The 21489-nt window shown below is 70.3% G+C and carries 18 protein-coding genes; 11 read left to right on the top strand and 7 right to left on the bottom strand.

Annotation, left to right across the window (positions count from 1 at the left end):
* Position 1: 1 nt before the first annotated feature.
* The 3 genes from ACZ4XD_RS00165 to ACZ4XD_RS00155 all read left to right on the top strand — a co-directional run bounded on the left by ACZ4XD_RS00165 (position 2) and on the right by ACZ4XD_RS00155 (position 3026).
* On the top strand, positions 2 to 1690 hold the full coding sequence (locus tag ACZ4XD_RS00165; RefSeq protein ID WP_468036627.1) for a glycoside hydrolase family 13 protein: 1689 nt from the start codon (positions 2 to 4) through the stop codon (positions 1688 to 1690).
* Positions 1675 to 2742 carry a LacI family DNA-binding transcriptional regulator gene (locus tag ACZ4XD_RS00160; protein ID WP_468037154.1) on the top strand — a complete coding sequence of 356 codons (1068 nt, stop codon included), beginning with the start codon at positions 1675 to 1677 and terminating at the stop codon, positions 2740 to 2742. The genes ACZ4XD_RS00165 and ACZ4XD_RS00160 overlap by 16 nt, the downstream gene beginning before the upstream one ends.
* A gap of 71 nt (positions 2743 to 2813) precedes the next feature.
* A complete protein-coding gene (locus tag ACZ4XD_RS00155; RefSeq protein ID WP_468036625.1) occupies positions 2814 to 3026 on the top strand; it encodes a DUF4287 domain-containing protein in 213 nt (70 codons plus the stop codon).
* A gap of 84 nt (positions 3027 to 3110) precedes the next feature.
* Here ACZ4XD_RS00155 and ACZ4XD_RS00150 read toward each other — a convergent pair whose 3' ends face one another.
* The gene (locus tag ACZ4XD_RS00150; RefSeq protein ID WP_468036623.1) at positions 3111 to 4748 is read right to left on the bottom strand and encodes a serine/threonine-protein kinase; all 1638 of its coding nucleotides are present in this window, start codon (positions 4746 to 4748) and stop codon (positions 3111 to 3113) included.
* 285 nt (positions 4749 to 5033) lie between these two features.
* Here ACZ4XD_RS00150 and ACZ4XD_RS00145 point away from each other — a divergent pair, with 285 nt between their 5' ends.
* On the top strand, positions 5034 to 5390 hold the full coding sequence (locus tag ACZ4XD_RS00145; protein ID WP_468036621.1) for a hypothetical protein: 357 nt from the start codon (positions 5034 to 5036) through the stop codon (positions 5388 to 5390).
* A gap of 63 nt (positions 5391 to 5453) precedes the next feature.
* Here the strand turns inward: ACZ4XD_RS00145 and ACZ4XD_RS00140 are convergent, their stop codons facing one another.
* Complete coding sequence (locus ACZ4XD_RS00140; protein WP_468036619.1) at positions 5454 to 5702, bottom strand: DUF397 domain-containing protein; 249 nt, start codon at positions 5700 to 5702, stop codon at positions 5454 to 5456.
* Positions 5699 to 6529, bottom strand: coding sequence for a helix-turn-helix domain-containing protein (locus ACZ4XD_RS00135; protein WP_468036617.1), 831 nt, complete (start codon positions 6527 to 6529; stop codon positions 5699 to 5701). Before ACZ4XD_RS00135 ends, ACZ4XD_RS00140 begins: the two co-directional genes overlap by 4 nt.
* 168 nt (positions 6530 to 6697) lie before the next feature.
* Between ACZ4XD_RS00135 and ACZ4XD_RS00130 the strand changes: the two genes are divergently transcribed.
* From ACZ4XD_RS00130 to pulA, 5 genes are all read left to right on the top strand, one after another.
* Positions 6698 to 7180, top strand: a complete 483-nt coding sequence (locus ACZ4XD_RS00130) for an ATP-binding protein (protein WP_468036615.1) — start codon at positions 6698 to 6700, stop codon at positions 7178 to 7180.
* 196 nt (positions 7181 to 7376) lie between these two features.
* The gene (locus ACZ4XD_RS00125) at positions 7377 to 7811 is read left to right on the top strand and encodes an ester cyclase (RefSeq protein WP_468036613.1); all 435 of its coding nucleotides are present in this window, start codon (positions 7377 to 7379) and stop codon (positions 7809 to 7811) included.
* Positions 7812 to 8089: 278 nt separating this feature from the next.
* The gene (locus ACZ4XD_RS00120) at positions 8090 to 10750 is read left to right on the top strand and encodes a winged helix-turn-helix domain-containing protein (protein WP_468036611.1); all 2661 of its coding nucleotides are present in this window, start codon (positions 8090 to 8092) and stop codon (positions 10748 to 10750) included.
* Between the two features lie 5 nt (positions 10751 to 10755).
* Entirely contained in the window at positions 10756 to 11748 is a 993-nt protein-coding gene (locus ACZ4XD_RS00115) for a phosphotransferase (RefSeq protein ID WP_468036609.1), read from the top strand.
* A 171-nt stretch (positions 11749 to 11919) separates the two neighbouring features.
* On the top strand, positions 11920 to 14610 hold the full coding sequence (gene pulA, locus ACZ4XD_RS00110; RefSeq protein WP_468036607.1) for a pullulanase-type alpha-1,6-glucosidase: 2691 nt from the start codon (positions 11920 to 11922) through the stop codon (positions 14608 to 14610).
* On the opposite strand, the gene ACZ4XD_RS00105 is transcribed toward pulA, so the two are convergent.
* A complete protein-coding gene (locus tag ACZ4XD_RS00105) occupies positions 14519 to 16765 on the bottom strand; it encodes an NACHT domain-containing protein (RefSeq protein ID WP_468036605.1) in 2247 nt (748 codons plus the stop codon). The two genes, pulA and ACZ4XD_RS00105, sit on opposite strands and share 92 nt — an antisense overlap.
* Complete coding sequence (locus ACZ4XD_RS00100; RefSeq protein ID WP_468036603.1) at positions 16762 to 17661, bottom strand: DUF6801 domain-containing protein; 900 nt, start codon at positions 17659 to 17661, stop codon at positions 16762 to 16764. Before ACZ4XD_RS00100 ends, ACZ4XD_RS00105 begins: the two co-directional genes overlap by 4 nt.
* A gap of 470 nt (positions 17662 to 18131) precedes the next feature.
* On the opposite strand from ACZ4XD_RS00100, the gene ACZ4XD_RS00095 reads away from it, so the two are divergent.
* Both ACZ4XD_RS00095 and ACZ4XD_RS00090 read left to right on the top strand, forming a co-directional pair.
* Positions 18132 to 19010 carry a helix-turn-helix domain-containing protein gene (locus ACZ4XD_RS00095; protein ID WP_468036601.1) on the top strand — a complete coding sequence of 293 codons (879 nt, stop codon included), beginning with the start codon at positions 18132 to 18134 and terminating at the stop codon, positions 19008 to 19010.
* Positions 19011 to 19156: 146 nt separating this feature from the next.
* Positions 19157 to 20071, top strand: a complete 915-nt coding sequence (locus tag ACZ4XD_RS00090) for a PE-PPE domain-containing protein (protein WP_468036599.1) — start codon at positions 19157 to 19159, stop codon at positions 20069 to 20071.
* Positions 20072 to 20075: 4 nt separating this feature from the next.
* Here the strand turns inward: ACZ4XD_RS00090 and ACZ4XD_RS00085 are convergent, their stop codons facing one another.
* Together ACZ4XD_RS00085 and ACZ4XD_RS00080 are read right to left on the bottom strand one after the other, a co-directional pair.
* A complete protein-coding gene (locus tag ACZ4XD_RS00085) occupies positions 20076 to 20738 on the bottom strand; it encodes a TetR/AcrR family transcriptional regulator (protein ID WP_468036597.1) in 663 nt (220 codons plus the stop codon).
* A 45-nt stretch (positions 20739 to 20783) separates the two neighbouring features.
* A complete protein-coding gene (locus ACZ4XD_RS00080; RefSeq protein ID WP_468036595.1) occupies positions 20784 to 21302 on the bottom strand; it encodes a GNAT family N-acetyltransferase in 519 nt (172 codons plus the stop codon).
* Between the last annotated feature and the right edge of the window lie 187 nt (positions 21303 to 21489).

Genomic DNA, 21489 nt, shown 5'->3' with positions numbered 1-21489 from the left:
AATGACTCCACAGCACAACGTCACCCCTGAGAACGTCACTCCTGAGAACGTCACCCCTGAGAACGTCACCTCTGAGAACGTCACTCCTGAGCACGTCACTCCGGCCACCGACTGGTGGCGCGACGCGGTGATCTACCAGGTCTATCCGCGCAGCTTCGCCGACGCCAACGGTGACGGCATGGGGGACCTGGCCGGCGTCCGCAGCCGGCTGCCGTACCTGCGCGACCTGGGCGTGGACGCCGTCTGGCTCAGCCCCTTCTACGCCTCCCCGCAGGCCGACGCCGGTTACGACGTCGCCGACTACCGCGCCATCGACCCGATGTTCGGTACCCTGCCCGACGCCGAGGCCGTTATCCGCGAGGCCCATCGGCTGGATCTGCGCATCATCGTCGACCTCGTCCCCAATCACTGCTCCGACCAGCACGAATGGTTCCGCCGCGGGCTGGCCGAGGGCCCCGGATCGACGCTCCGCGAGCGCTTCCACTTCCGTAAGGGACGGGGCCAGAACGGCGAGGAGCCGCCCAACGACTGGGAGTCCCTCTTCGGCGGCCCCGCCTGGACCCGGGTCCCCGACGGAGAGTGGTACCTGCACCTCTTCGCGCCCGAACAGCCCGACTTCAACTGGGACCACCCCGCCGTCCAGGACGAGTTCCGCTCCATCCTGCGCTTCTGGCTGGACCTGGGCGTCGACGGCTTCCGGGTGGACGTGGCCCATGGCCTGGTCAAGGCGCCCGGCCTGCCCGACATGGGCCACGGCGAACAGCTCAAACTGCTCGGCAACCAGGTCCTGCCCTTCTTCGACCAGGACGGTGTGCACGACATCTACCGCTCCTGGCGCACCGTCCTCGACGAGTACTCCGCCGGCAGCCGGCCCGGGGCGCTCCCCGGCGAGCGGATCGCCGTCGCCGAGGCATGGACCCCCACCGCCGACCGCACCGCCCTTTACCTCCGCCCCGACGAACTCCACCAAGCCTTCAACTTCCATTATTTGAACGCGGGTTGGGACGCGGCCGAGCTCCGGGAGGCGATCGACTCCTCCCTCGACGCCATGCGCCCGGTGGCCGCCCCGACGACCTGGGTGCTGTCCAACCACGACGTCGTACGCCACCGCACCCGGCTCGGCGGCGGCCTGGACCGCGCCCGTGCCGCCACCCTGCTGATGCTGGCGCTGCCCGGCTCCGCCTACCTCTACCAGGGCGAGGAACTGGGCCTGCCCGAGGTCACCGACCTGCCCGACGAGGTCCGCCAGGACCCCTCGTTCTTCCGGGACAGCGGCCAGGAGGGCCTGCGCGACGGCTGCCGGGTGCCGCTCCCGTGGAGCGGCGACACCGCCCCGTACGGCTTCGGCACCGGCGGCAGCTGGCTCCCGCAGCCGGACGACTGGGCCCCGCTCACCGTCGAGGCCCAGACCGGCGACCCCGCCTCCACCCTGGAGCTGTACCGCACCGCCCTCGCCCTGCGGCGCGACCACCCGGGCCTCGGCGCGGGGGAGTCGGTCGAGTGGCTGGACGCCCCCGACGGCGTCCTGGCCTTCCGCCGCCCCGGCGGCCTCATCTGCACCGTCAACACGACACAGAGCCCGGCCCCGCTCCCCGCCCCCGGCCGGATCCTGCTCAGCTCCCGCCAACTCGACGCCCGTGACGGGGACTTCACCCTCCCCGCCGACACCGCCGTCTGGTGGGAGGAGTGACCCTGCCCGACCTCCATGCCACCCCCCGGCTCTCCGACATCGCGGCCCAGGCGGACGTCAGCGAGGCGACCGTCAGCCGGGTCCTGAACGGCAAGGCGGGCGTGGCGGCGAGCACCCGGCAGCGGGTGCTCGCCGCGCTCGACGTGCTCGGCTACGAACGTCCCGTACGGCTGCGCCGCCGCAGCGCCGGGCTGGTCGGCCTGGTCATCCCCGAGCTGACCAATCCGATCTTCCCCGCCTTCGCCCAGATCATCGAACAGTCGCTGGCCGGCCACGGCTACACCCCGGTGCTGTGCACCCAGATGCCGGGCGGGGCCACCGAGGACGAACTCGTCGAGCAGTTGGAGGAACGCGGTGTCACCGGCATCGTCTTCCTCTCCGGCCTGCACGCCGACACCCGCGCCGACCCCACCCGCTACACCCGGCTGGCCTCCCGCGGCGTCCCGTTCGTCCTCATCAACGGCTACAACGACCGCATCGACGCGCCGTTCGTCTCACCCGACGACGGCGCGGCGGCCCGGATGGCCGTACGCCACCTGGCCGAGCTGGGGCACGAGCGGATCGGCCTGGCCGTCGGCCCGGCCCGCTATGTGCCCTCCCGTCGCAAGGCCGAGGGTTTTGTGGCGGCGCTGGCGGAGTCGTTCGGCCTGTCGAGGGGGCAGGCCGAACGGCGCGTTCAGCACACCCTGTTCAGCGTCGAGGGCGGCCATGCGGCAGCCGCGGCACTGCTCGACGACGGCTGCACCGGCGTCGTCTGCGGCAGCGACCTGATGGCCCTGGGCGTGGTACGGGCGGCCCGCCAACGCGGCCTGCACGTCCCGGGCGACGTCTCGGTCGTCGGCTTCGACGACTCCCAGCTGATCGCCTTCACCGACCCACCCCTGACCACGGTGCGCCAGCCGGTCCAGGCGATGGCGACGGCGGCCGTGGGCGCCCTGATCGAGGAGATCCACGAACGCGCCCAGGGACGTCAAACCCCGCCGCAGCGAACGGAGTTCGTCTTCCGGCCGGAGCTGGTGGTGCGGGGGTCGACGGGGCCGGTGCGGACCTGACCGCGCGCCCGCAGGGGGAGGGGCGGGCGCGGGCCGGCCGGATTGTCAGTGGGGGGTGTCATGCTGCCCCCATGACCAACAGCGTGCAGGGCCCCGCGAGTTACTTCCCGTCGATCGAGAAGAAGTACGGCCGCCCGATAGCCGAGTGGAAGAGCCTGATCACCGCCTCGCCGCTGACCAAGCACATGGAGCTGGTGGCCTGGCTCAAGGCCGAACACGGCCTGGGCCACGGCCACGCCAACGCACTGGTCGCGCACACCCTCGCGGAGGCCGCCGGCCGGTAGACCCTGGCGGTTCGGCCCTCCGCCGCCGACAGCGGAAACGGCGGCGAAGAGCCGGCCATCCGGACCGGACGGCGCGGAACGGTCTCAGGGCTTTGCGATCTCAAGATTGGCGATCGCGATCCGGGCGACCTCGCGGCCGCGGGCGGTGATGTCGCCCTTGCCCGGATAGTCCACCCACAGCCGGTACATGTCACCGGCGTGGGTCCGGTAGTAGAACGCCTTGGCCTCGCGCGGGACGTCCCCGTCGATGCCCACGCCGGTGCCGCTGGTGCCGTAGGTGACGGTGTTAAGCGCTGCATCGCGGTCCTGGTACGTGACGTTGGAGTCCGTGCTGCTGCGGGCTTTGGTGTCCGAGGACATCGAGATCCCCGGCCCCGAGAAGGAGCCGCCCTTGATCGCGTCCGAGTCCTTGAACGCCTGGGCGTCGGCGGTCCCCGAGATGTCGCTCTTCTGCCGCACGTGGTCCCACCGGGCCAGCTCGACCGTCACCGCTCCGCTGGGATCCTTGTACGTGATCACGGAGGGGTCCGCGTCGTCCTTGATCCGGAGGTAGCCGGCGGGCACCGCGACGACCGCGTTCAGCGGCGCCGCCTCCTGGCGCATCCTCCACCCGTCCGGCAACGGCCCGGCGAACGGATCCGCGACGACCACATAGGCAGCCATCACCAGTGCCACCACGACTCCGGCAGCGCCCCCTACGAGTGCCCTGCGGCCGATGCGGACCCCCTTGCCGGCCTCAGGGGCACCGGCCCGCTCGATCGGGGGCGGCGGCTGCACAGCGCGTTCGAGCAGCTCGCGCACCTGCGCCGCGCTCGGCCGGTGCGCCGGATCCTTCTGTAGCAGACCCTGGATGGCCTCGGTCAGCGGGCCGTTGCCGGCCGCGGTCGGGGCGACCGGGACGGCGTTCAGCACGGCCTGTAGCGTGGCAGGGGTGTTGGTGCGGCGGAACGGCGAAACGCCTTCCGTCGCCGCGTACAGGACGACGCCGAGTGACCACAGGTCGGAGGCGCTGCCGGGCTGCTGTCCCAACACACGCTCGGGCGCGATGAATTCCGGCGAGCCGACGAACCCGCCGGTCTCGGTCAGCTTGGTCTCGCCCTCGATCTGCGCGATGCCGAAGTCGGTGAGGATGACGCGATCGTGGCGGCCGAGCATGACGTTGTCCGGCTTCACATCGCGGTGCAGGATCCCGGCGGCGTGCGCGGCTTCCAGCGCGCCCAGCACCTCCAGCCCGATCCGCGCGGCGTCGCGCGCGCTGAGCGTGCCCTCCTGGAGCGCATCGCCGAGCGAGCGCCCCTGGACGAACTCCATGACGATCCACGGCTGTCCCTCTTCGACGGCGACGTCATGGACGTTCACCACCGCGGGATGATCGAGGCGGGCCGCGGCCCGTGCCTCCCGCCGCATCCGCTCGAAGACGCCGGCCCGCTCCCGCTCCGGCAGGTGGTCGGGGACACGGGACTCCTTGGCCGCGACCTCGCGGTCCATGACCTCGTCCCGGGCACGCCATACGGTGCCCATGCCGCCGTGCCCGAGCCTGCTCAGCAGCCGGTAGCGGCCCGCCACGAGCCGGCCCGCACCCGGATCGGACGGCGGCGGTGAAACCTGTGTGGCCGGAGCCTGTGACTGCTCCGCGGCCGGCACGTGGGCAGGCTGCGGCGGCCGCAGCCGGAAGCTGGTGGGATCGTGCGGACCCTGTGCGGTTCCCCCGTTGTCATTCATGTGCTCATGTTTATCCTCAGCGACGTCCGGCGTGCCACTGGGGTCAGGGGCATGTGACCGCCGAGAAAGCCCACAGGGGGCATATGACTCCCGAGAAAGGCCACTGGAGGAATCGCCGGCCCGCGCTCGACCGGTCCGGAACGGGGATGCCCCCGGGGCCCGCAATTCCGCTGTTCTCCACCCTGGTGCCGATAGCCGGCGAACAGCCACCGATAGGTGAAAAATAACCCCGCTGCCTAGCGTCCCTTCCCGGACGAGCTGTCATTCCGGAGGGAAGAGAACGACATGAAGAGGCGCAGGAACGCGGGACGCACGCTGGCCATGGGCGCCATGGCCGCCTCCCTTCTGATCCTGGGAACGGGTGCCGCGAACGCCGCGACCGGCACGCTGGAGTTCTCCGGGAACGGCGAGCGGACGCTGACCAACCCCAAGGACGGGGAGTGCTACAAGCTCGCCAAGAAGACGGGGCCGTGGGAGTCGCTGGGCTACAAGACGATCACCAATCACACCAACAAGAAGGTGACCTGGTACACCGCGGACAACTGCAAGGGAGACGGCTCGGCCGTCGAGCCCGGTGAGACCTCGGAGGCGAGCTCCACCTGGTGGCCGCTGGTCTCCATCAGGTACGTCAAGATCGGCTGACCGCGCGAGCCCGGGGCCGCAGGCGGGCGTGCCGCCGTGGCCCCGGGGTCAAGCCGTGCGCCGTCAGGCCAGTTCGACGGCGTACCCGACGAATGCCGCCCAGGCATCGGCGGGCACGGCGAGCTGCGGGCCGGCCTTGTCCTTGGAGTCGCGGATGTGGACGGTGGTGGGGCAGGTGGCGATCTCCACGCAGTCGTCGCCGGAGTCCCCGCTGTAGCTGGACTTGTGCCAGGAGAGGGCGACTTCCACGCAGCTGTCGCCGGAGTCGCCGCTGTAGCTGCTCTTGAACCAAGCCAGTTCGGTGGTGTTCATAGCGCTCCTCGCATCTGCATCAGCAGGCTCCGGGAGTCGTCGGGGGTGAGAGCCTGCGAACGCAGTTTCGCATAGCGCATGTGCAGGTTGCTGATGGTCTTCGCGTCAGAAATGAGGAGGCCGGATTCCTGCCCCTCGGAGTAGGCGTACCACCGGTTGCTCGGGGTCTCCAGCAGCTGCATCGGCCCGTTCATCCCCGCGTGAACTCCCCTTGCCAGCGGCATGACTTGCAGCTCGACGTTCCGGAGCCTGATGGCCTCCAGCACATAATCGAGGAGCTCCCGGCAGACCTCCGCACCGCCGGTCCGCCGCAGAAAGACATGCTCATCGACGATGAAGCTGAACGCCGTGTTCGGCCGGTCCCGCAGCAGCTTCTGCCGGTCCAGTCGGGCGGTCATCTGCGTCTCGGTCTCCTTGTCGGTCAGCAGCGGAATGCGGTGCTCGAACAGCTCCCGCGCGTACGCCTCCGTCTGCAACAGCCCCGGCACCAAACGGCATTCGTACGTGTACAGGCTGATCGTCTTCTCCTCCAGGCGGGCCCACTGCCGGAACCACGCGGCTAATCCCGGCTGCCGCGCCAGCTGCGTCGACATCGCCCGCAGCACCCCGAACGCGTCCAGCACCCGCTCGGCCCGTTCGATGAACTCCGGTGGCGGGAGCCGGCGCCCCTGCTCGATCGACGCGACGGTCCCGGCGGAGAACCCCACCCGCCGCGCCAGACCTTCCTGCGTCAGCGTCGCCCGGCCCCGGAATGCCTTGACCACGGCCCCGAACGCCCTGAGGCTGTCGGTGGTTTCGGGCTCGCTGTTGCCCGCTTTGCCGGCCATACCGGCCACCTCCCATGCGTCTGTCGTGCCCCACGCACAACTCATCCATGGTTACGGTCCGTTACCGCCGATGTCTACCCTTTGCACTCGTACGCTGACGCTGCGTACGAGCTCCGTAGGGGCGGAAATCCTGGCCATGGCTGCCATACGGGCGCCACCGTGGAGCGCATGCCAGCCCAAGCAACCTCCCGGGTTCCCCAAGCCCCGGTTACCGTACGTGTGTTCACGCAGCGCTTCAGCGCCACCTGCCTCGGCGCCCGTCTCGCCCGGCATCTCGCCGTCCACCGGCTCGATCTGTGGGGCTACCCCTACGGCGGCGCGCTGTCCGATGCCGCCGCCTCGGTCGTCGCCGAACTCGCCGCGAACGCCGTGACCCACGGCCGCGTCCCGGGCCGGGACTTCGAACTGCGCCTCGCGACCCTGTCCTACGCCCGTGGGGACACCGATGCGGCCCACCCCGCCACCCTCCGCATCGAGGTCGCCGACACCCGTACCGAGAAGCGCCCGCCGTCCCCCGGCGCTCTCGTGCCGCCGCCGCCCGACTGTGAGACGGGACGGGGGCTGCCGCTGGTGGCCGCGCTCGCCGCCCGCTGGGAGGTCGTCGACCGGATTCCGGTGGGCAAGGTGGTACGCGCGGAACTGGACCTCTAGGGCCGCATCGGCAACTAGGCCCGCATCGGCAACGTTTTGCTCTGCCCTCGGTGGCCGAGTGACCCGCACGGCTGCTTTCGAGTGAACGTCCGCGGCGGTCTGGCGCGCCGAGGGCGTGGCCCGGGGAGCCGACGGGCGACGATTCGGGCCGTATCTGCCGCTCCGGCATACGAGGCGAACGCGCAGAGGGGTTCCCGTGTCCACCGAGGAGAACAAGAGGCTGGTTCGCCGCTTCTACCAGGAGATCGACGCGGGCAACCTCGATGCCATGGATGATCTCGTGGCCGAGGACTACCAGGACCACTCGCCGCCACCGTTTCCAGGCTTCGCACCCGGCCGGGAGGGGCTCAAGCAGGTGTTTCGGCTGTTCTGGGAAGCCACACCCGGTACGCACGAGATCGAGGACCAGATCGCGGAGGGCGACAAAGTCGTGACCCGGCTGACGGCCCGGGGCGTACACGAGAGGGATCTCCCGGGCATCCCTGCCACCGGCCGGCCGATCGCGATGACCGCGACGGTGATGCATCGCATCGAGAACGGCAAGCTCGCCGAAAAGTGGTCGGACAAGGATCTCCTCGGCTTTCTTCAGCAGCTTGGTGTCCTCCCGACGCCCGGTGGGGACTCGGGATAGTCCAGGGCGACACCGGCGCGGGCTGAGCGGGCCTGTCCGGCGGGAAGTTTGATGGCGTCCTGTTGGGCTGTGATGCTCGCGCCTCCAGGGGCAGGCGCCGGCGGGGCCGGCGGGCCTCGTCCGGGGACCGGCCCAGGAGCAGGCGGGGGGCCGGGCTGACGGCTGAACCGCGCCACACACCTGCGCGACCCCTGTCCGAAGAGTGACCATTGCTTGACTGGCCATCAAGCAAGCTGCTGGGCTGGCTATTTCGAGTCCTTCAGCCGGAGGTTGCCCAGGTGTCCAGGTCGGATCTTCGTGCGTTATTCCGGTCGAATGATCGTGAGCTGAAAGCCGTCGATTACTTCGCCGACCGACGAGACGAATGGGCCACGGTCGTCGAGAGTCTCGTTCGCCATACACAAGCGGTGCACGGGCCCGGGTTTGACGTCGAGGATCTGGAGACGCCGCGGCGTAACGTGCTTGTCTTCTACGGGGTTGGCGGCATCGGCAAGTCCACGCTGTCGCGTGGCGTCGCCGAGCACCTCGTGGACGGTGAAGCACACGACGTCGGCTGGCCTCCGCTGGACCCTCAGTTAGGGCGGGTGGCTCCTGTGCGCGTCGACTTGTCCCGCGACTCCGGCAGCGACTTCGAGTCCTTGATGCTTGCCCTGCGGCTCGCAGTCGCCGAGCTGGGGGAGCCGATGCCGGCATTCGACCTTGCGTTCCAGCGCTACTGGGAGTGCAACCACCCCGGTGAGCCGCTTGAGGAGTACCTACGGCGCCGTACATGGTTCAGCCGGTTCCCGGGATCGCGATCCTTGTCCCGGCAGATGCAGTCAGTGCTGTCAGACGTCGCGCAGGCGGTGTCCTTGCCCGGGACGGTGGGGGTACTCGCGGGAAAGGGACTTCGGTCGCTCATCCGTGCGTTGCGCGACCGTCGTCACCAGGTCCGCTCGCTCGCCGAGTGCCGCCGTCTGGCCGACCTGCTTGAAGCTGAACCGGACCTGGAAGCACTCAGCTACTACTCGCATCTGCTTGCCTGGGACCTCAGCAGGGTTCCGGTCAAGCGTCAGGCAACACTCGTCGTTCTTCTGGACACCTTTGAGGATGTCGGGGACCGCGTGCACCGCGACCTCGAGCGGCTGATCCAACGGGTGGTGTGGCTGATGCCGAACGCACTCTTCGTTATCACCGGCCGAAACCGTCTGCAGTGGGACGATGCCAAACTGGAAGGGCAGCTGGACTGGGCGGGACCGGACTTCTGGCCGCTGCTCGTCGGTGGCGCAGTGCAGGAACCGCGTCAGCACACGGTCGGATACCTGTCTGCTGAGGACTGCGAGAGATACCTGTGCGAGCGGCTGACCGTGGACAGCCGGCCGCTGATGGATGACGGTGCGCGACATCTGATTACCGCCAACTCGCATGGGTTGCCGCTGTACCTGGACCTCGCGGTGATGCGGTTCTTGGACATGTACCGCAAGAACGGGCGCGCCCCGGTAGCGAGCGAGTTCAATCTGGACTTCCCGGCGCTGGTCGCCCGAACCTTCCGGGATCTCCCACCGAGCGTGCGGCAGGTCCTCAGAGCGGTGAGTCTGCTGGATTCCTTCTCTGTCGAGTTGGCAGCTGCCGCCGCGGGCCTCGATCATGACGCTCCCGCAATGGAGTTGGTCGAGCGTCCCTTCGTGGACCTGGATCCCGGCGCGCCTTGGCCCTACCGGCTGCACAACCTCGTACGCGATGCCATGCGCGAGGCGGACTCGACGAGCGAGGACCGCTGGAGCCCGGCTGACTGGCGGCGGGCCGCTCAACGCACAGTCGATGCTCTGGAACGTGAGGTGAACGGCGACCGAAGGCGTCTGGTCGCCGCCTTGCGACAGGGCATGACGATCGCCCGCGACTATGGCCTGGAACTCGGATGGCTCCAGGAAGCGGCCTTCCGCTACGTCGCCGACTTCGTGTGGGAGCCCATCGAACTGCCTCCCCCAGCTGTGGAACAGAGGCGCAGCGCCCGGATCGGGAGTGCGGCGGATGCCCTGGCCATCACGCTGTCCGCGATCGCACGGCGGCAGCGGTGTCACCGGGGTGAAACGGCTGCGGAATTGCGTGTGGTGCTGGCGTCGGGGAAACTGCCCGACTCGCTGTTGGAGCTGCCGCGTTATTTCCTTGCGGAGTGTGACCGCGACCTCGGGAACTTCGCGAGCTCGCTGGAGGGGATGCGGCAGGTCGTCGAGGCCGGGGGTCGGCTGGCCCCCACTGCGGCCCGTGGCTTGGTACACCTCGCGCGTCGTGTGGGGCGCTTTCCTGAGGTGCATGCCGCAGCCGAGGCCCTGGGCGTGGAGGGCCGCCGCGATCGGGCACTCGGCGACCTCTGGTGGACCCAAGGGGACATGGCACTGGCGTGTTCCTCGTACGCGGTCAACCGCGATGAGGCGCTACGGCGTGACCAGCCGGGCGAGGCCGCACTGTCGCAGGCGTGCTTGGCCTTCGCTGCCGCGTTCCGGGACCGCCCACGAGCCGGGGAGGAGATCGAGCGGGCGTGGGACGACCTGGGAGGAGTGTCGATCCGGTGGGCGGAGCTCCAGACGAAGATCGCCTGTCTCGTCCGGGATGCCGGTGTCAGCACTGACCTGCCCGTCCGCGCGGAGGAAGTCGTCGACGAGGCCCGCGAAGCGGGGCTGACGTCGTCCATCGCATATGTGCGCTTCGCGGTCTGTCTCCACGCCGCCGTGCTGGACCAGCCTGCCCTGCATGCCGAGGCACGGGAACGGCTGCACGAGTGCGTACGAGGAGAGGAATTCGCCTACTTGGTCGAACTGTCGTACCTGATGGCGGGGGAGGATCCGCCCGAGGATCTGCCGCGCGCCCAATGGATGGATGAGCGAAGTCGGGTGCGGGCACGCTGGGTTGCAATTGTCGAGGATCGGCGCCGAGAAGCCGCCGCATACAGAGGAGCCTGAGCAGGGTGGCCACATATACCAGGCTGGACCAGATCGACCTGCCCGCCGTGTCCGAGCGCTACGGGCTCCGGGACTCGCAGCTGGAACCCCTCAAGGGTGGTGCAGCGAATTCCAGCTTCCACCTGTCGAGCGCTTCCGGCGACTTCACGCTGACCATCCTCGACAATCACGACCTCGTCAGCGCTCAGCGACTGGCGACGCACACGCAGGCCGTGTATCGGCTGGGCGTACCGACCACCGAGGTTGTTCCCGCCCTCGACGGAGCGCTCATCACTACTTTCGGCGGCCGCCCGGTAGTCCTGAAGAAGTGGATCACGGGGCAGGTGCTTCAACCGCTTCCGATTCCCCTGCTGCCCGAGGCGGGGCGCATCCTTGCGCAACTGCATTCCCTGGCGCCGGGTTCGGAAGGGCTCGCCGACCTTCCTGTCGGCACGCGCCGCCTTTCCCCCGAGCAACTGGATGCCATTCCGCATTTCGCCGACCGTGAGTTCGGGGCATGGCTCACCGAGCGCCTGAAGCGGGTGCGCAGCGCCGAGGCGGGGAGCGAGCGTGCTAAGACGATCGCGCATGGGGACCTCTTCGCCGACAACGTGATCGTGCGTGACGGCGGGGAACTGTCCGTACTGGACTGGGAAACGATCTCTCTCGACGATCCTCTGCTTGACCTCGGAATGGCGGCGGTCGGGCTGGCGCAGGAGGATGACGTCTTGGTGCCCGAAAGGCTGAGTGCCCTGGTGGCGGGATATCAGGCCCTTACTCCCCTGTCGGAGGCAGATGCCGCCGCATTGCCACTGGAGATCGAACACGCGGCGTGCATCATCGCCTTCCACCGCTATTACCGGCACCATGTGCGCTTTCCCGATCCGAGCAAGAGTACGTACCACCTAAAGATGATCAAGTTTGTGGAATCCGTGTCAGCTGTGACTCGTCCTTGCCAATCATGCGGGAGTGAGCTGCATGTGATCCGTGGGCCGCTGCCGACCGGTGGGGTGTGCTGACCGTCGAAGTTGACGATCTCCTGGACGCCGGTCCGACCGTCCGGGCGCGTAGGGCCCGTTCGGTGACGGGTCTCCGGTCGGCCGGACCGGCTACTGCGGGAACGTAACACCCTTGCAATGTCTTGCGTAAGGTCTTGCAACGGGGAATCGGCGCGGATAGAACCATGACCCATGTCCTCCACCACCCGCCGGTCCCGCCGGCGCCCGGCCGCCGCGCTCGCCCTGGTCCTCGGTGCGGCGACCCTGCTGGTCTCGTCTCCGCAGCAACCGGCGCAGGCGGCGCCGGCCCCTCCGGAGCAGGCGCTGGCCCAGTGGATCGACCGTGACACCGTCGTCTGGAAGGGCGCGGAACACCGCGCTGCCCAGCTGGAGTTCGGTGCCCATGGCGATCACATACGGCTGGCGCCGGGCAGCCTCTCGCCGTCCGAACGGGCCGCCTATCCGCATCTGACGGGGTACCCGGCCTTCACCGTCGACCCCCGCGACCGCCACCTGGCCGGTAGCGCGCTGCGCGGCAAGCTCGTCGCCGCCCAGCGCACCATCGACGGGCGGCGCACCACCACCGGCGTCCAGATACCCGGCGTTCTGGACGACCTCTACGGCCGCCATGCCCAACAGGCCGCGCTGGGGCCGGTGTTCGGCCGCCACGGCCGGCCCACGCTCTCCCTCTGGGCGCCCACCGCCCGCACCGTCGCCCTGGAGCTCGACGGCCGTACGGTCCCGATGCGGCGCGATGACCGCAGCGGTGTCTGGCGCGTCCAGGGGCAGCGGGACTGGGCCGGGAAGCCGTACCGCTACCTGGTCACGGTCTTCGCGCCCACCGTCGGCAAGACCGTCACCAACAAGGTCACCGACCCCTACTCCACCGCCCTGACCGCCGATTCGGCCCGCAGTCTCGTCACCGACCTCGATGACCCGCGGCTCGCCCCGGACGGCTGGGCGCGGCTGGACAAGCCCGCAGCGGTGCCGCTGCGCCGGGCCCGCATCCAGGAGCTGCAGATCCGCGACTTCTCCGTCGAGGACCGCACCTCCCGCCACCCGGGGCAGTACCTCGCCTTCACTGACCGGCGCTCGGACGGGATGCGGCACCTGCGCTCCCTCGCCCGGTCCGGCACCTCCTACGTCCATCTGCTGCCCGCCTTCGACTTCGCCACCGCGCCCGAGCGCCGCGCCGACCAGGCCCGTCCCGGCTGCGACCTCGCCTCGTACGCCCCCGACTCCGACCGTCAGCAGGACTGCGTCGGGAAGACCGCCGCCCGCGACGCCTACAACTGGGGCTACGACCCGCTGCACTACACCGTCCCGGAAGGGTCCTACGCCTCCGACCCGGACGGGACGGCCCGCACCGTCGAGTTCCGGCGGATGGTCCAGGGGCTGAACAGCGCCGGGCTGCGTACCGTCATGGACGTCGTCTACAACCACACCGCCGCGAGCGGCCAGGATGCGCGCTCCGTTCTGGACCGCATCGTCCCCGGCTACTACCAGCGGCTCATGGACGACGGCAGCGTCGCCACCTCCACCTGCTGCTCGGGCACCGCGCCCGAGCACACCATGATGGGCAAGCTCGTCGTCGACTCGGTCGTCACCTGGGCCAAGGCGTACAAGGTCGACGGCTTCCGCTTCGACCTCATGGGCCACCACCCCAAGGCCAACATCCTCGCCGTCAGGAAGGCCCTCGACGCGCTGACCCCGGAGAAGGACGGCGTCGACGGCAAGAAGATCGTCCTCTACGGCGAGGGCTGGAACTTCGGCGAGGCCGCGAACGATGCCCGCTTCGTCCAGGCCACCCAGCGGAACATGGCCGGCACCGGCATCGCCACCTTCAACGACCGGGCCAGGGACGCGGTGCGCGGCGGCGGCCCCTTCGACGACGACCCCCGCATCCAGGGCTTCGCCTCGGGCCTGGCCACCGACCCCAACTCATCGAAGGAGAACGGCACTCCGGCCGAGCAGCGCGCCCGGCTCCTGCACTACCAGGACCTCCTCAAGGTCGGTCTCACCGGCAACCTCGCCGACTACACCTTCACCGACACCACCGGCCACCGCGTCAAGGGCTCCCAGGTCGACTACAACGGCGCCCCGGCCGGCTACGCCGCCGCCCCCGGTGACGCGCTCGCCTACGCCGACGCCCACGACAACGAAACCCTCTACGACGCCCTCGCCTACAAACTCCCGCCCAACACCGGCCCCGCCGACCGCGCCCGGATGCAGGTCCTGGCCCTCGCCACCGCGGCCCTCTCGCAAGGCCCCGCGCTCTCCCAGGCGGGCTCCGACCTCCTGCGCTCCAAGTCCCTGGACCGTAACTCCTTCGACAGCGGCGACTGGTTCAACGCCCTGCACTGGAACTGCGCCGACGGCAACGGCTTCGGCCGCGGGCTGCCGCCGGCCGCCGACAACAAGGACAAGTGGCCCTACGCCAGGCCCCTGCTGGCTGACCCCGCGCTCCGGCCCGGCTGTGCCACGATCCACGGCGCCTCCGCCGCCTACCGCGACCTGCTCCGTATCCACGCCACCGAACCGGCCTTCGGCCTGCCCACCACCGCCCGCGTCCAGTCCGCGCTGTCCTTCCCGCTCTCCGGTAAGGACGAGACCCCCGGCGTCCTCACCATGCGCCTGGGCAACCTCGTCGTCGTCCTCAACGCCACCCCGGACCGGCAGCACCAGACCGTCCGCGACCTGGCGGGGGAGCGCTACGCGCTGCACCCCGTCCAGGCCCACGGCGCCGACCGCACCACCGCCACCGCGTCCTACGCGCCCGCCTCGGGCACCTTCACGGTTCCGGGACGCACGGTGGCCGTCTTCCGTCAGGGTCAGGAGAAGCCGGCTGGTGCGGCGGGGCGTGGTGGAGGTGGCCGCGGGTGAGGAAGTCCTGGAGTTCGCGGTGACGGAACTGGTAGGCGATCCCGGCGGTGCGCGTCAGACCCGCCTCGCAGCACCAGTCGAGGAAACGGCCCAGGCGCCAGGGCAGTGGCTGGCTGGACCACCAGCGGCGGGTGCAGAGCAGGAAGGCCGTGTAGCGGATACCTGCGGCGCCGAGGGCCGGTCCGGCGCCGGTCCTGAACAGCGGGCCGAACGCACGCCAGGGCCTGAACAGCGCGTCGAGCGCGCCCCGGTAACCGCATCGGAACAGGCGGTTGTAGAGGAGCGCGAGCGCACGCCCGCCGCCGAGACCGAACAGCAGCATGTAGATGAGTACGGCCCCGAGCGCGAATACGGGGCCCAGGGCGAACCAATAGAAAGGGACGAACCCGAGCCCGACCACGAGGCCGGTCGCGAACCCGGTCACGAGGTCGTCCCGCACCATGCCGCGCGGCGACGCGTTTCCGTGCGACCTGCGCACTTCGGGGGCGTCCGAGAGCACGCCCGCCAGTCCGGCTCCCACCATCGCTCCACCGGCCAGCCCCACCAGCAGTCCGTAGACGAGCCCGATCACCGGCCCGACGACATTCCCGATGTCGACCACGACGATGAGCCCGCCCCAGAAGAGCCCACCCACCAGCCCGTTCACGAGCTGGTGCCGTCCCGCGGGGGTTTTGGCAGCGACGCGTTCCAGCCGGGACGGCATGGGCCACGGCGGGATTCCGATGAGCAGACTGCCCACCGCCATGAGTGTCACATTCGCCGCGTACACCTTCCAGTCATCGAGCAGGGCGGCAGGCAGGTCAGCGGTGGCCCACAGCGCGAGGGTCAGCAGGACGTGGACGGTGCGGGCGCGGCGGTGGCCGGTGAGCGGCCACAGTTCATGGAGGACGAGGTCGGTGCCCGAGAGACGCCGCCCGGCCACATCGCGGGCGCTGGTGGTGTTGGCGTGCAGGTAGCCGGCGAGGACCGTCAGCCAGGTGCGTACCTGGAGCCGGGTGTAGGGCGCCGTCGTGGCGCCTGTGGAGGAGGCGGCAAGGAGGAACAGATTCAGCAGATGGTCCCGGATCTGCTCGGGGGTCCGGAGGGTGGGCTCAAGGAGATCCGCGGGGTCACGGGCCCAACTGCCGTCGCGGTGGCGCGCGTCGTAAACGGCGAGGGCCAGGGTCAGCCGCCAGGGCGTGGACAGGCCCCGGGCCAGTGGACCGGCCGGGGCGGCGTGGAGGGCGTTCAGGACGGGTTCCCAGCGGGCCGGCTTGCGGGCGCGAGCGGTGACGAACGCCTCGGTCGCGGCCAGGCTGACGGGGGCGATGTCGATACGGGAGGCGTCCTCCGCCCACATATCCGCACCTTCGAGCGCGGCGTAGGGAGTGCTGCGGCAGGTGAGGACGAGCTGGCCCTTGGCGGTGCCATGGACGTAGCGGTTCATCGCCTCCAGAGCGGCCGCGGCGCGGGAGGTGCGCCCGGGAGTCTCCCCGGCGTCCATTTCGTCGAGCCCGTCGAGCACGGGGAGGATCAGCCGGGCGGCGACCAGGGCGGCCGCTGCGGTGGGGCGTAGCCGGTGGGTACGGGTGAGATGGTCGGCGAGCCAGTCGTCGAGCGTGTTCCGGTCGGGGTCGAAGGTGGACAACGACAGGCGTACGGGAACGGTGCCGCCCGGCGCGCGGTCGGCGAGCAGAAGCAGTATCAGGTGGAGGGCGAGCACGGTTTTGCCGGCTCCGGGTGCGCCGGTGATGACGAGACGGCCGGGCCGGAGAGCCTGGTAGTAGGCGGCGACTTCTTGCAACGTGCCGTGGGGTGCTGCGCCGGTGCCGTGGTGGGCGGGGGAGGGCAGGAAGGTGAACTCGACGTTGATGGTGCGGTCGCTGCCGCCGAGGAGTCTCTGGCGGGCTTCCTCCTCGCGCTTCCTGACGTCGACGGCGAGGCGGTCGGCGAGTCCGGCGGTGTCGGTGTCCTGCCACGCCTGGGAGAGCGTCGCCTGGTGCAGGCCCGCCACCGCCAGCATCAGGCTGACCAGCCCGACCGCCAGCCCGCCCGGGTCCACCGCCCCGGTACCCGCCCGGACGGCTATGGTGACCGCCACCCCCACGGTCACCACCGTCAGCGCCAGCCATCCCCACCGCGGGTGACGTGCCGTGGCGGGGTGCGCCCTGGTCACCTGCTGCGTGAGCGGAAGCGGAAGGCGGCGGCCACGGCCAAGGTGCCCAGGACGACGGTTCCCGCGGCCAGCGCGATCAGCCGCGTGGTGCCCTGGCTGCCGGTCGTCGCCAGGTTGCCGGAGGGGCCGGCCTTGCCTCCCGTGGCCGCGCCCGCCCTCCCACCTCCGCCCGGGTGCTGCGACCCGGTGGTGCCGGAGGTGGCCGTATCAGCCGTCCCGGACGGGTCCGGGCCGGCCGTCGTTCCCTTCCCGGCGATGCCGAGCGAGGCCACGACGTGGTGTTGCCGCGGATCCAGCGTGCACGGCACATCGAGCTTGACCGTCATGACGCCGCTCGCGGTGACGTGCACGATGAGGTCACCGATGGAGATCTTCGCCCTGCCCGGCCGGCTGAAGGTGCGGCTCGGCGCGGCGCCGGTCGCCTTGACCACGAACGGTCCGGACGCCGGGACGTGGGTCCTGGCCACGTGGAACGGCACTGTGAGGTGGGTGTCGCCCTCGGGCGCTGTCACCCGGACCTTCGCTTCCACGGTGCCCTGGATGGTCTTGATGCCGGCCCTGCGCAGCCCTTTCGCGTCAGCCGCGCTCACCGGTACCGCCGCACGGATGGCGAACTTAGGGGTGGGCCTGCCGACCGCAGCCGACGTCGGGACATCCGAGTCGATCTTCACCGTGCCCGGCCGGTCGTGGGCCGCCAGAACCGAGCAGGTGTACCGGAGTTCGAGCGATAACGGGTCCGCGGCCGCCGGTCCGGCTCCGAACACTCCCACGCTTGCGGCCGCGACCCCTGCCGCCATCGTCAGTCCCCAGGCTCTACGGGCCACGGGACCGCTCGGGACGGCACGGGATGTCCTGTGCTGCGCACGCGGGTTCTGGATCAGCTTGTCGCTTGCCATCTTGATCCTCGGTCAAGTACTGGGGTCTCTGGACAAGGCCCACGGGTTCGTCCACCAGGCGGGGCGGTTGCGGGGCCCGTCCCACCTCAGCCGGCGGGGACCCGCCTTGCCCTGGCGCACAGCGGATCCGGTGACCGATCGTAGGACTGAATCACCCTCCGGAATTGCCCGCGCGCGTAAGGAAATTGTCACAGTGCGCAACGGCGAGGTCAGCGCACGCATCGCTCCGCCTGTGGCGCGCGCTGCCCGGACCGCACCGCCTTCACTAGAATTCGGCGGCACCACCGGGGGGCCTCATGCCGTGAGCGCGAGAACCGACTCCGGCGGTGCACGCTGTGAGAAGGCCGCGGTGAAGGGTGTCTTCGATGGCCTTGGGAACCTACGTGGTGGATTCGTGGACGACCCGGGACGTGGCGTCGCGGGAGCGCACCGATCTCTGGGCCGAGCGTGTGACGTCGTATCAAAGCCGGATGAGCTATGGGTACCCGCACACCGACGACTTTCCTGCGGGCACGATCCGGCAGTGCACCGACACCTATCAGCTCGTCAAGTGGTGGTCGGACACGATCAAGTACACCCGGACCGCGGGCCAGGTGCGGCACGAGCCGGACGAGGACTACCGCTTGGTGCTGCCGGTCGCCGGAGAGCTGGTGCTGCGGCAGGACGACCAGGAGCTACGGCTGGTGCCGGAGACCGGGTGCCTGCTCACGTTCGCCGCACCGTTCGAGATCCTCCAGGACGACCCCATGCGGGCGTTCATCATGTCGATCCCCGCTCAGGAGGTGAACGGGCGGCTGAACCGGTCGTCGCCGCTCGCTACGGGCCTCGACCTGACCTCCGGCCTGGGGCGGGTGGTAGGCGACATGCTGACCGGCCTGCACGAGGAGCGCGACACCCTCACCAGCGGCCAGTTCGACGCGGTGTCGGACCGGCTGGTCGAGCTCCTGTGCATGCTCGTCGCGGGCGACGACCGCCCCACCGCACCGGGCCATCTGGCCGAGGTGGAGACGGTGGTCCGCCGCTACATCCGCGAGCACGCGGCCGACCCCGACATGACCGGCGCCACCATGGCACGGGCGCTGGGCTGGTCGCTGCGCCAGGTGCAGCTGGCCCTTCAGCATGCCGGGACGACCCCCCGCGAGCTGATCCGCGAGGAGCGGCTGCGGTTGGTACGGGACCGGCTGCGGGCGCCCGCGTACCGGCATATGACGATCACCGAGCTGGCGTACGCGTCGGGCTTCTCCTCCTCCAGCGCGCTCAGCACCGCATTCCGGCAGCGCTTCGGGGTGTGCCCCCGCGAGATGCGGCACGCGGGCCCCCGGTCCGTCGGCGATACGCGCCGGAGCTGATTGACGCCCCCGGCCCTCCGGTCGCACCGGTCGCGGTCAAACTTTCACGAACACCTCTGTTCGCAGAACCTCTCTCGACGCTACCTTTGGCGTCGCACGGGGTCGGAACTCCCGTTCCCGGCAAGCCGATTCGAGACGAGGTGCACATGCGAAGGACCCGCTCGTTACTCGCGATACTGGTCGCGCTGCCTGCCCTGGGGCTGAGCACACCGCAAGCCCTGGCGGCCGCCCCACAGGCGCAGGCGCAGACCCGGGCCGACTGCCCGAACACGATGATCTTCGAGGTCGGGGGTCACCTCGATGGCGATGCCACGGTCTACGACCGCAGCAACGCCGCGCTCCCCGAAGGCGTTTCGTTCACCAAAATCCACTACTCGGCGTCCATCGCTCCCTACCCCGGCGACACCAAGACGCTGGACGACTCCGTGGCCGAGGGCATCGCCACGCTCGACGCGGCGGTGAAGACCTTCCACGGCGCATGCTCCGCCAGTCACGTGACCATCGCCGGCTACTCGCAGGGCGCGCTCGTCGCCGGCGATGAGCTGGCCGCCCTCTCCAGCAGCGACGCCGTCCCGCACGACCAGATCAACGGCGTGCTCTACGGCGATCCCCGGCGGCCCGGTGTGGACGGCGGCCCCGGCGGCATCGAAACGAACCTGCCGACGATCCTGCCGGGCATGACCATGAAGGGACCGCGCGGCTTCGGCGACCTGACGGTCAAGGAGATCTGCAACACCAACGACGGCATCTGCTACTCCGAGAACCCGGTCACGAACCTGGCGTGCTTCGCCAACGGCGTGGTCGGCTACTTCACCGGCGACCACGGTTACGACATCGACCCGCACGCCGTCTCGGGCGGCGGCGACCAGCTCCACCGTCAGGCGCCGAAGGTCCCGCTCTGCGGCCCCGGACTGCAGATCCCGAACAAGACGCCCCACGCACTGTTCCAGAGCGACCGCACCGCGGCCCGGCACCAGGTAGCCGGATACCGCGCGATGCTCACGCCGCTGCTGCCCGCCGGCCTACGGGACCAGCTGGCGCGCTTCCCCTGGCTCCCCTAGCCGTTCAGCCGAGGAGCCGTACCGCAAGCCGGACGAGCGGATCCTCCAGTCCGCGCAGGCCCGTCAGGTCGTCCGCGACCAGGTGCGCCGTCACCAGCTGCGCGGTGGCCGCGACCAGGGCTTCGCAGCCGAAGCTCCGCTCGTCCGCACCGCCCTCGTCCGCCACGTGGAAGATCTCGGCGAGGGCGTCGGCAAACCATCGCTGCCACTCCATACGGATGGCCATCGCCTCAGGCCCGGCGGCATACACCTCGACGAGGAACAGCCGGGCAAAGGCGGACTGTTCGGTGAGGGTCCGCAGATAGAGGTGCAGCAGCCGGCGGAAGGTCTCCTCCGGGGGCGCCTGCCGGGTTGCCTCCGGAGAGCCGGCCGCCGACTGCCGAGCGGCCTCCAGCAGGCCCGCCAGCTGCTTCGTGGCCGCGTCCAGGGCCTGGACGAAGCAGTCCTCCTTGGAACGGAACTGCTGGTAGAAGGTCTCCCGCGACACCCCGGCGCGCCGGATGATCTCGGCAACCGAGGTCCCCACGTACCCCTTGTCCTTCATCGCCTCGGCGAGGGCGGTCAGCATGCGCAGCCGCTGCGACGTCACCACCTGCTCACGGCTGAGGTGGTGCCGGCCGCTGGGCAGCGGCCCGGGCCGGGCAGCACTGCCCCGGGACTCAGCCACTCTTCCCTCCACAGATCGGATCGGGCTCAAGGACCCGGGGGCGCCTCAGGCCCCCAGCCGCTTTTCGAGGAGGGTGACGGCGTACGGGCTGCCGCCGCCGCCCTCCTTGGACTGCTCCCCGACGACCGAGTAACCGGCGCCCTCGTAATAGGTGCGCAGCCGCGGGTTGGAGGAGACACAGTCCAGCCGGGCCCACGCCCGCCCCGCCCCCGCTATCCGCCGCTCGGCATGCGTCAGCAGCGCCCGCCCCGCCCCGGCCGGGGCGTGCCGGCGGTCCACCATCAGCCGGTGCACATAGCCCGCCTCCGGCGGCCGCGGCCCCCACGCGGGCACGTCCTCCCACCACAACTCGAAGGCCCCCACCCGCCGCCCGGCGACCTCCGCCAGCCAGACCTCCCCGTCCTTCTGCCGCAGCCGGAAGTGCGCCTCATCCTTGCCGCCGGGTTTCCACTGGTCGATCCCGTTCTCCTGCATCCAACGGGCGGCCCCGTCGTACAGCTCGACCAGGGCCGCGAAATCGTCGTCTTCACCGGCGCGGACGAGCCTGAAGCTGATGTCTCCCATGCGGTTGATTTTCCTCCCACGTTTTCGGCTGGCCCGCCGTGGGGGTTGTTCGCCGTTGCGCCTGCGGCGGGCGGTGCCGCTGCGCGGGGCTGTTGGGGTGCGGTGGGGGGGGGGGGGGGGGGGGGGGGGGGGGGGGGGGGGGGGGGGGGGGGGGGGGGGGGGGGCGGGGGCGCCCCCCCGTCCCCCT

Source organism: Streptomyces sp. NPDC029466 (assembly GCF_055574515.1).
This window is presented reverse-complemented; position numbering and strand designations above follow the sequence as displayed.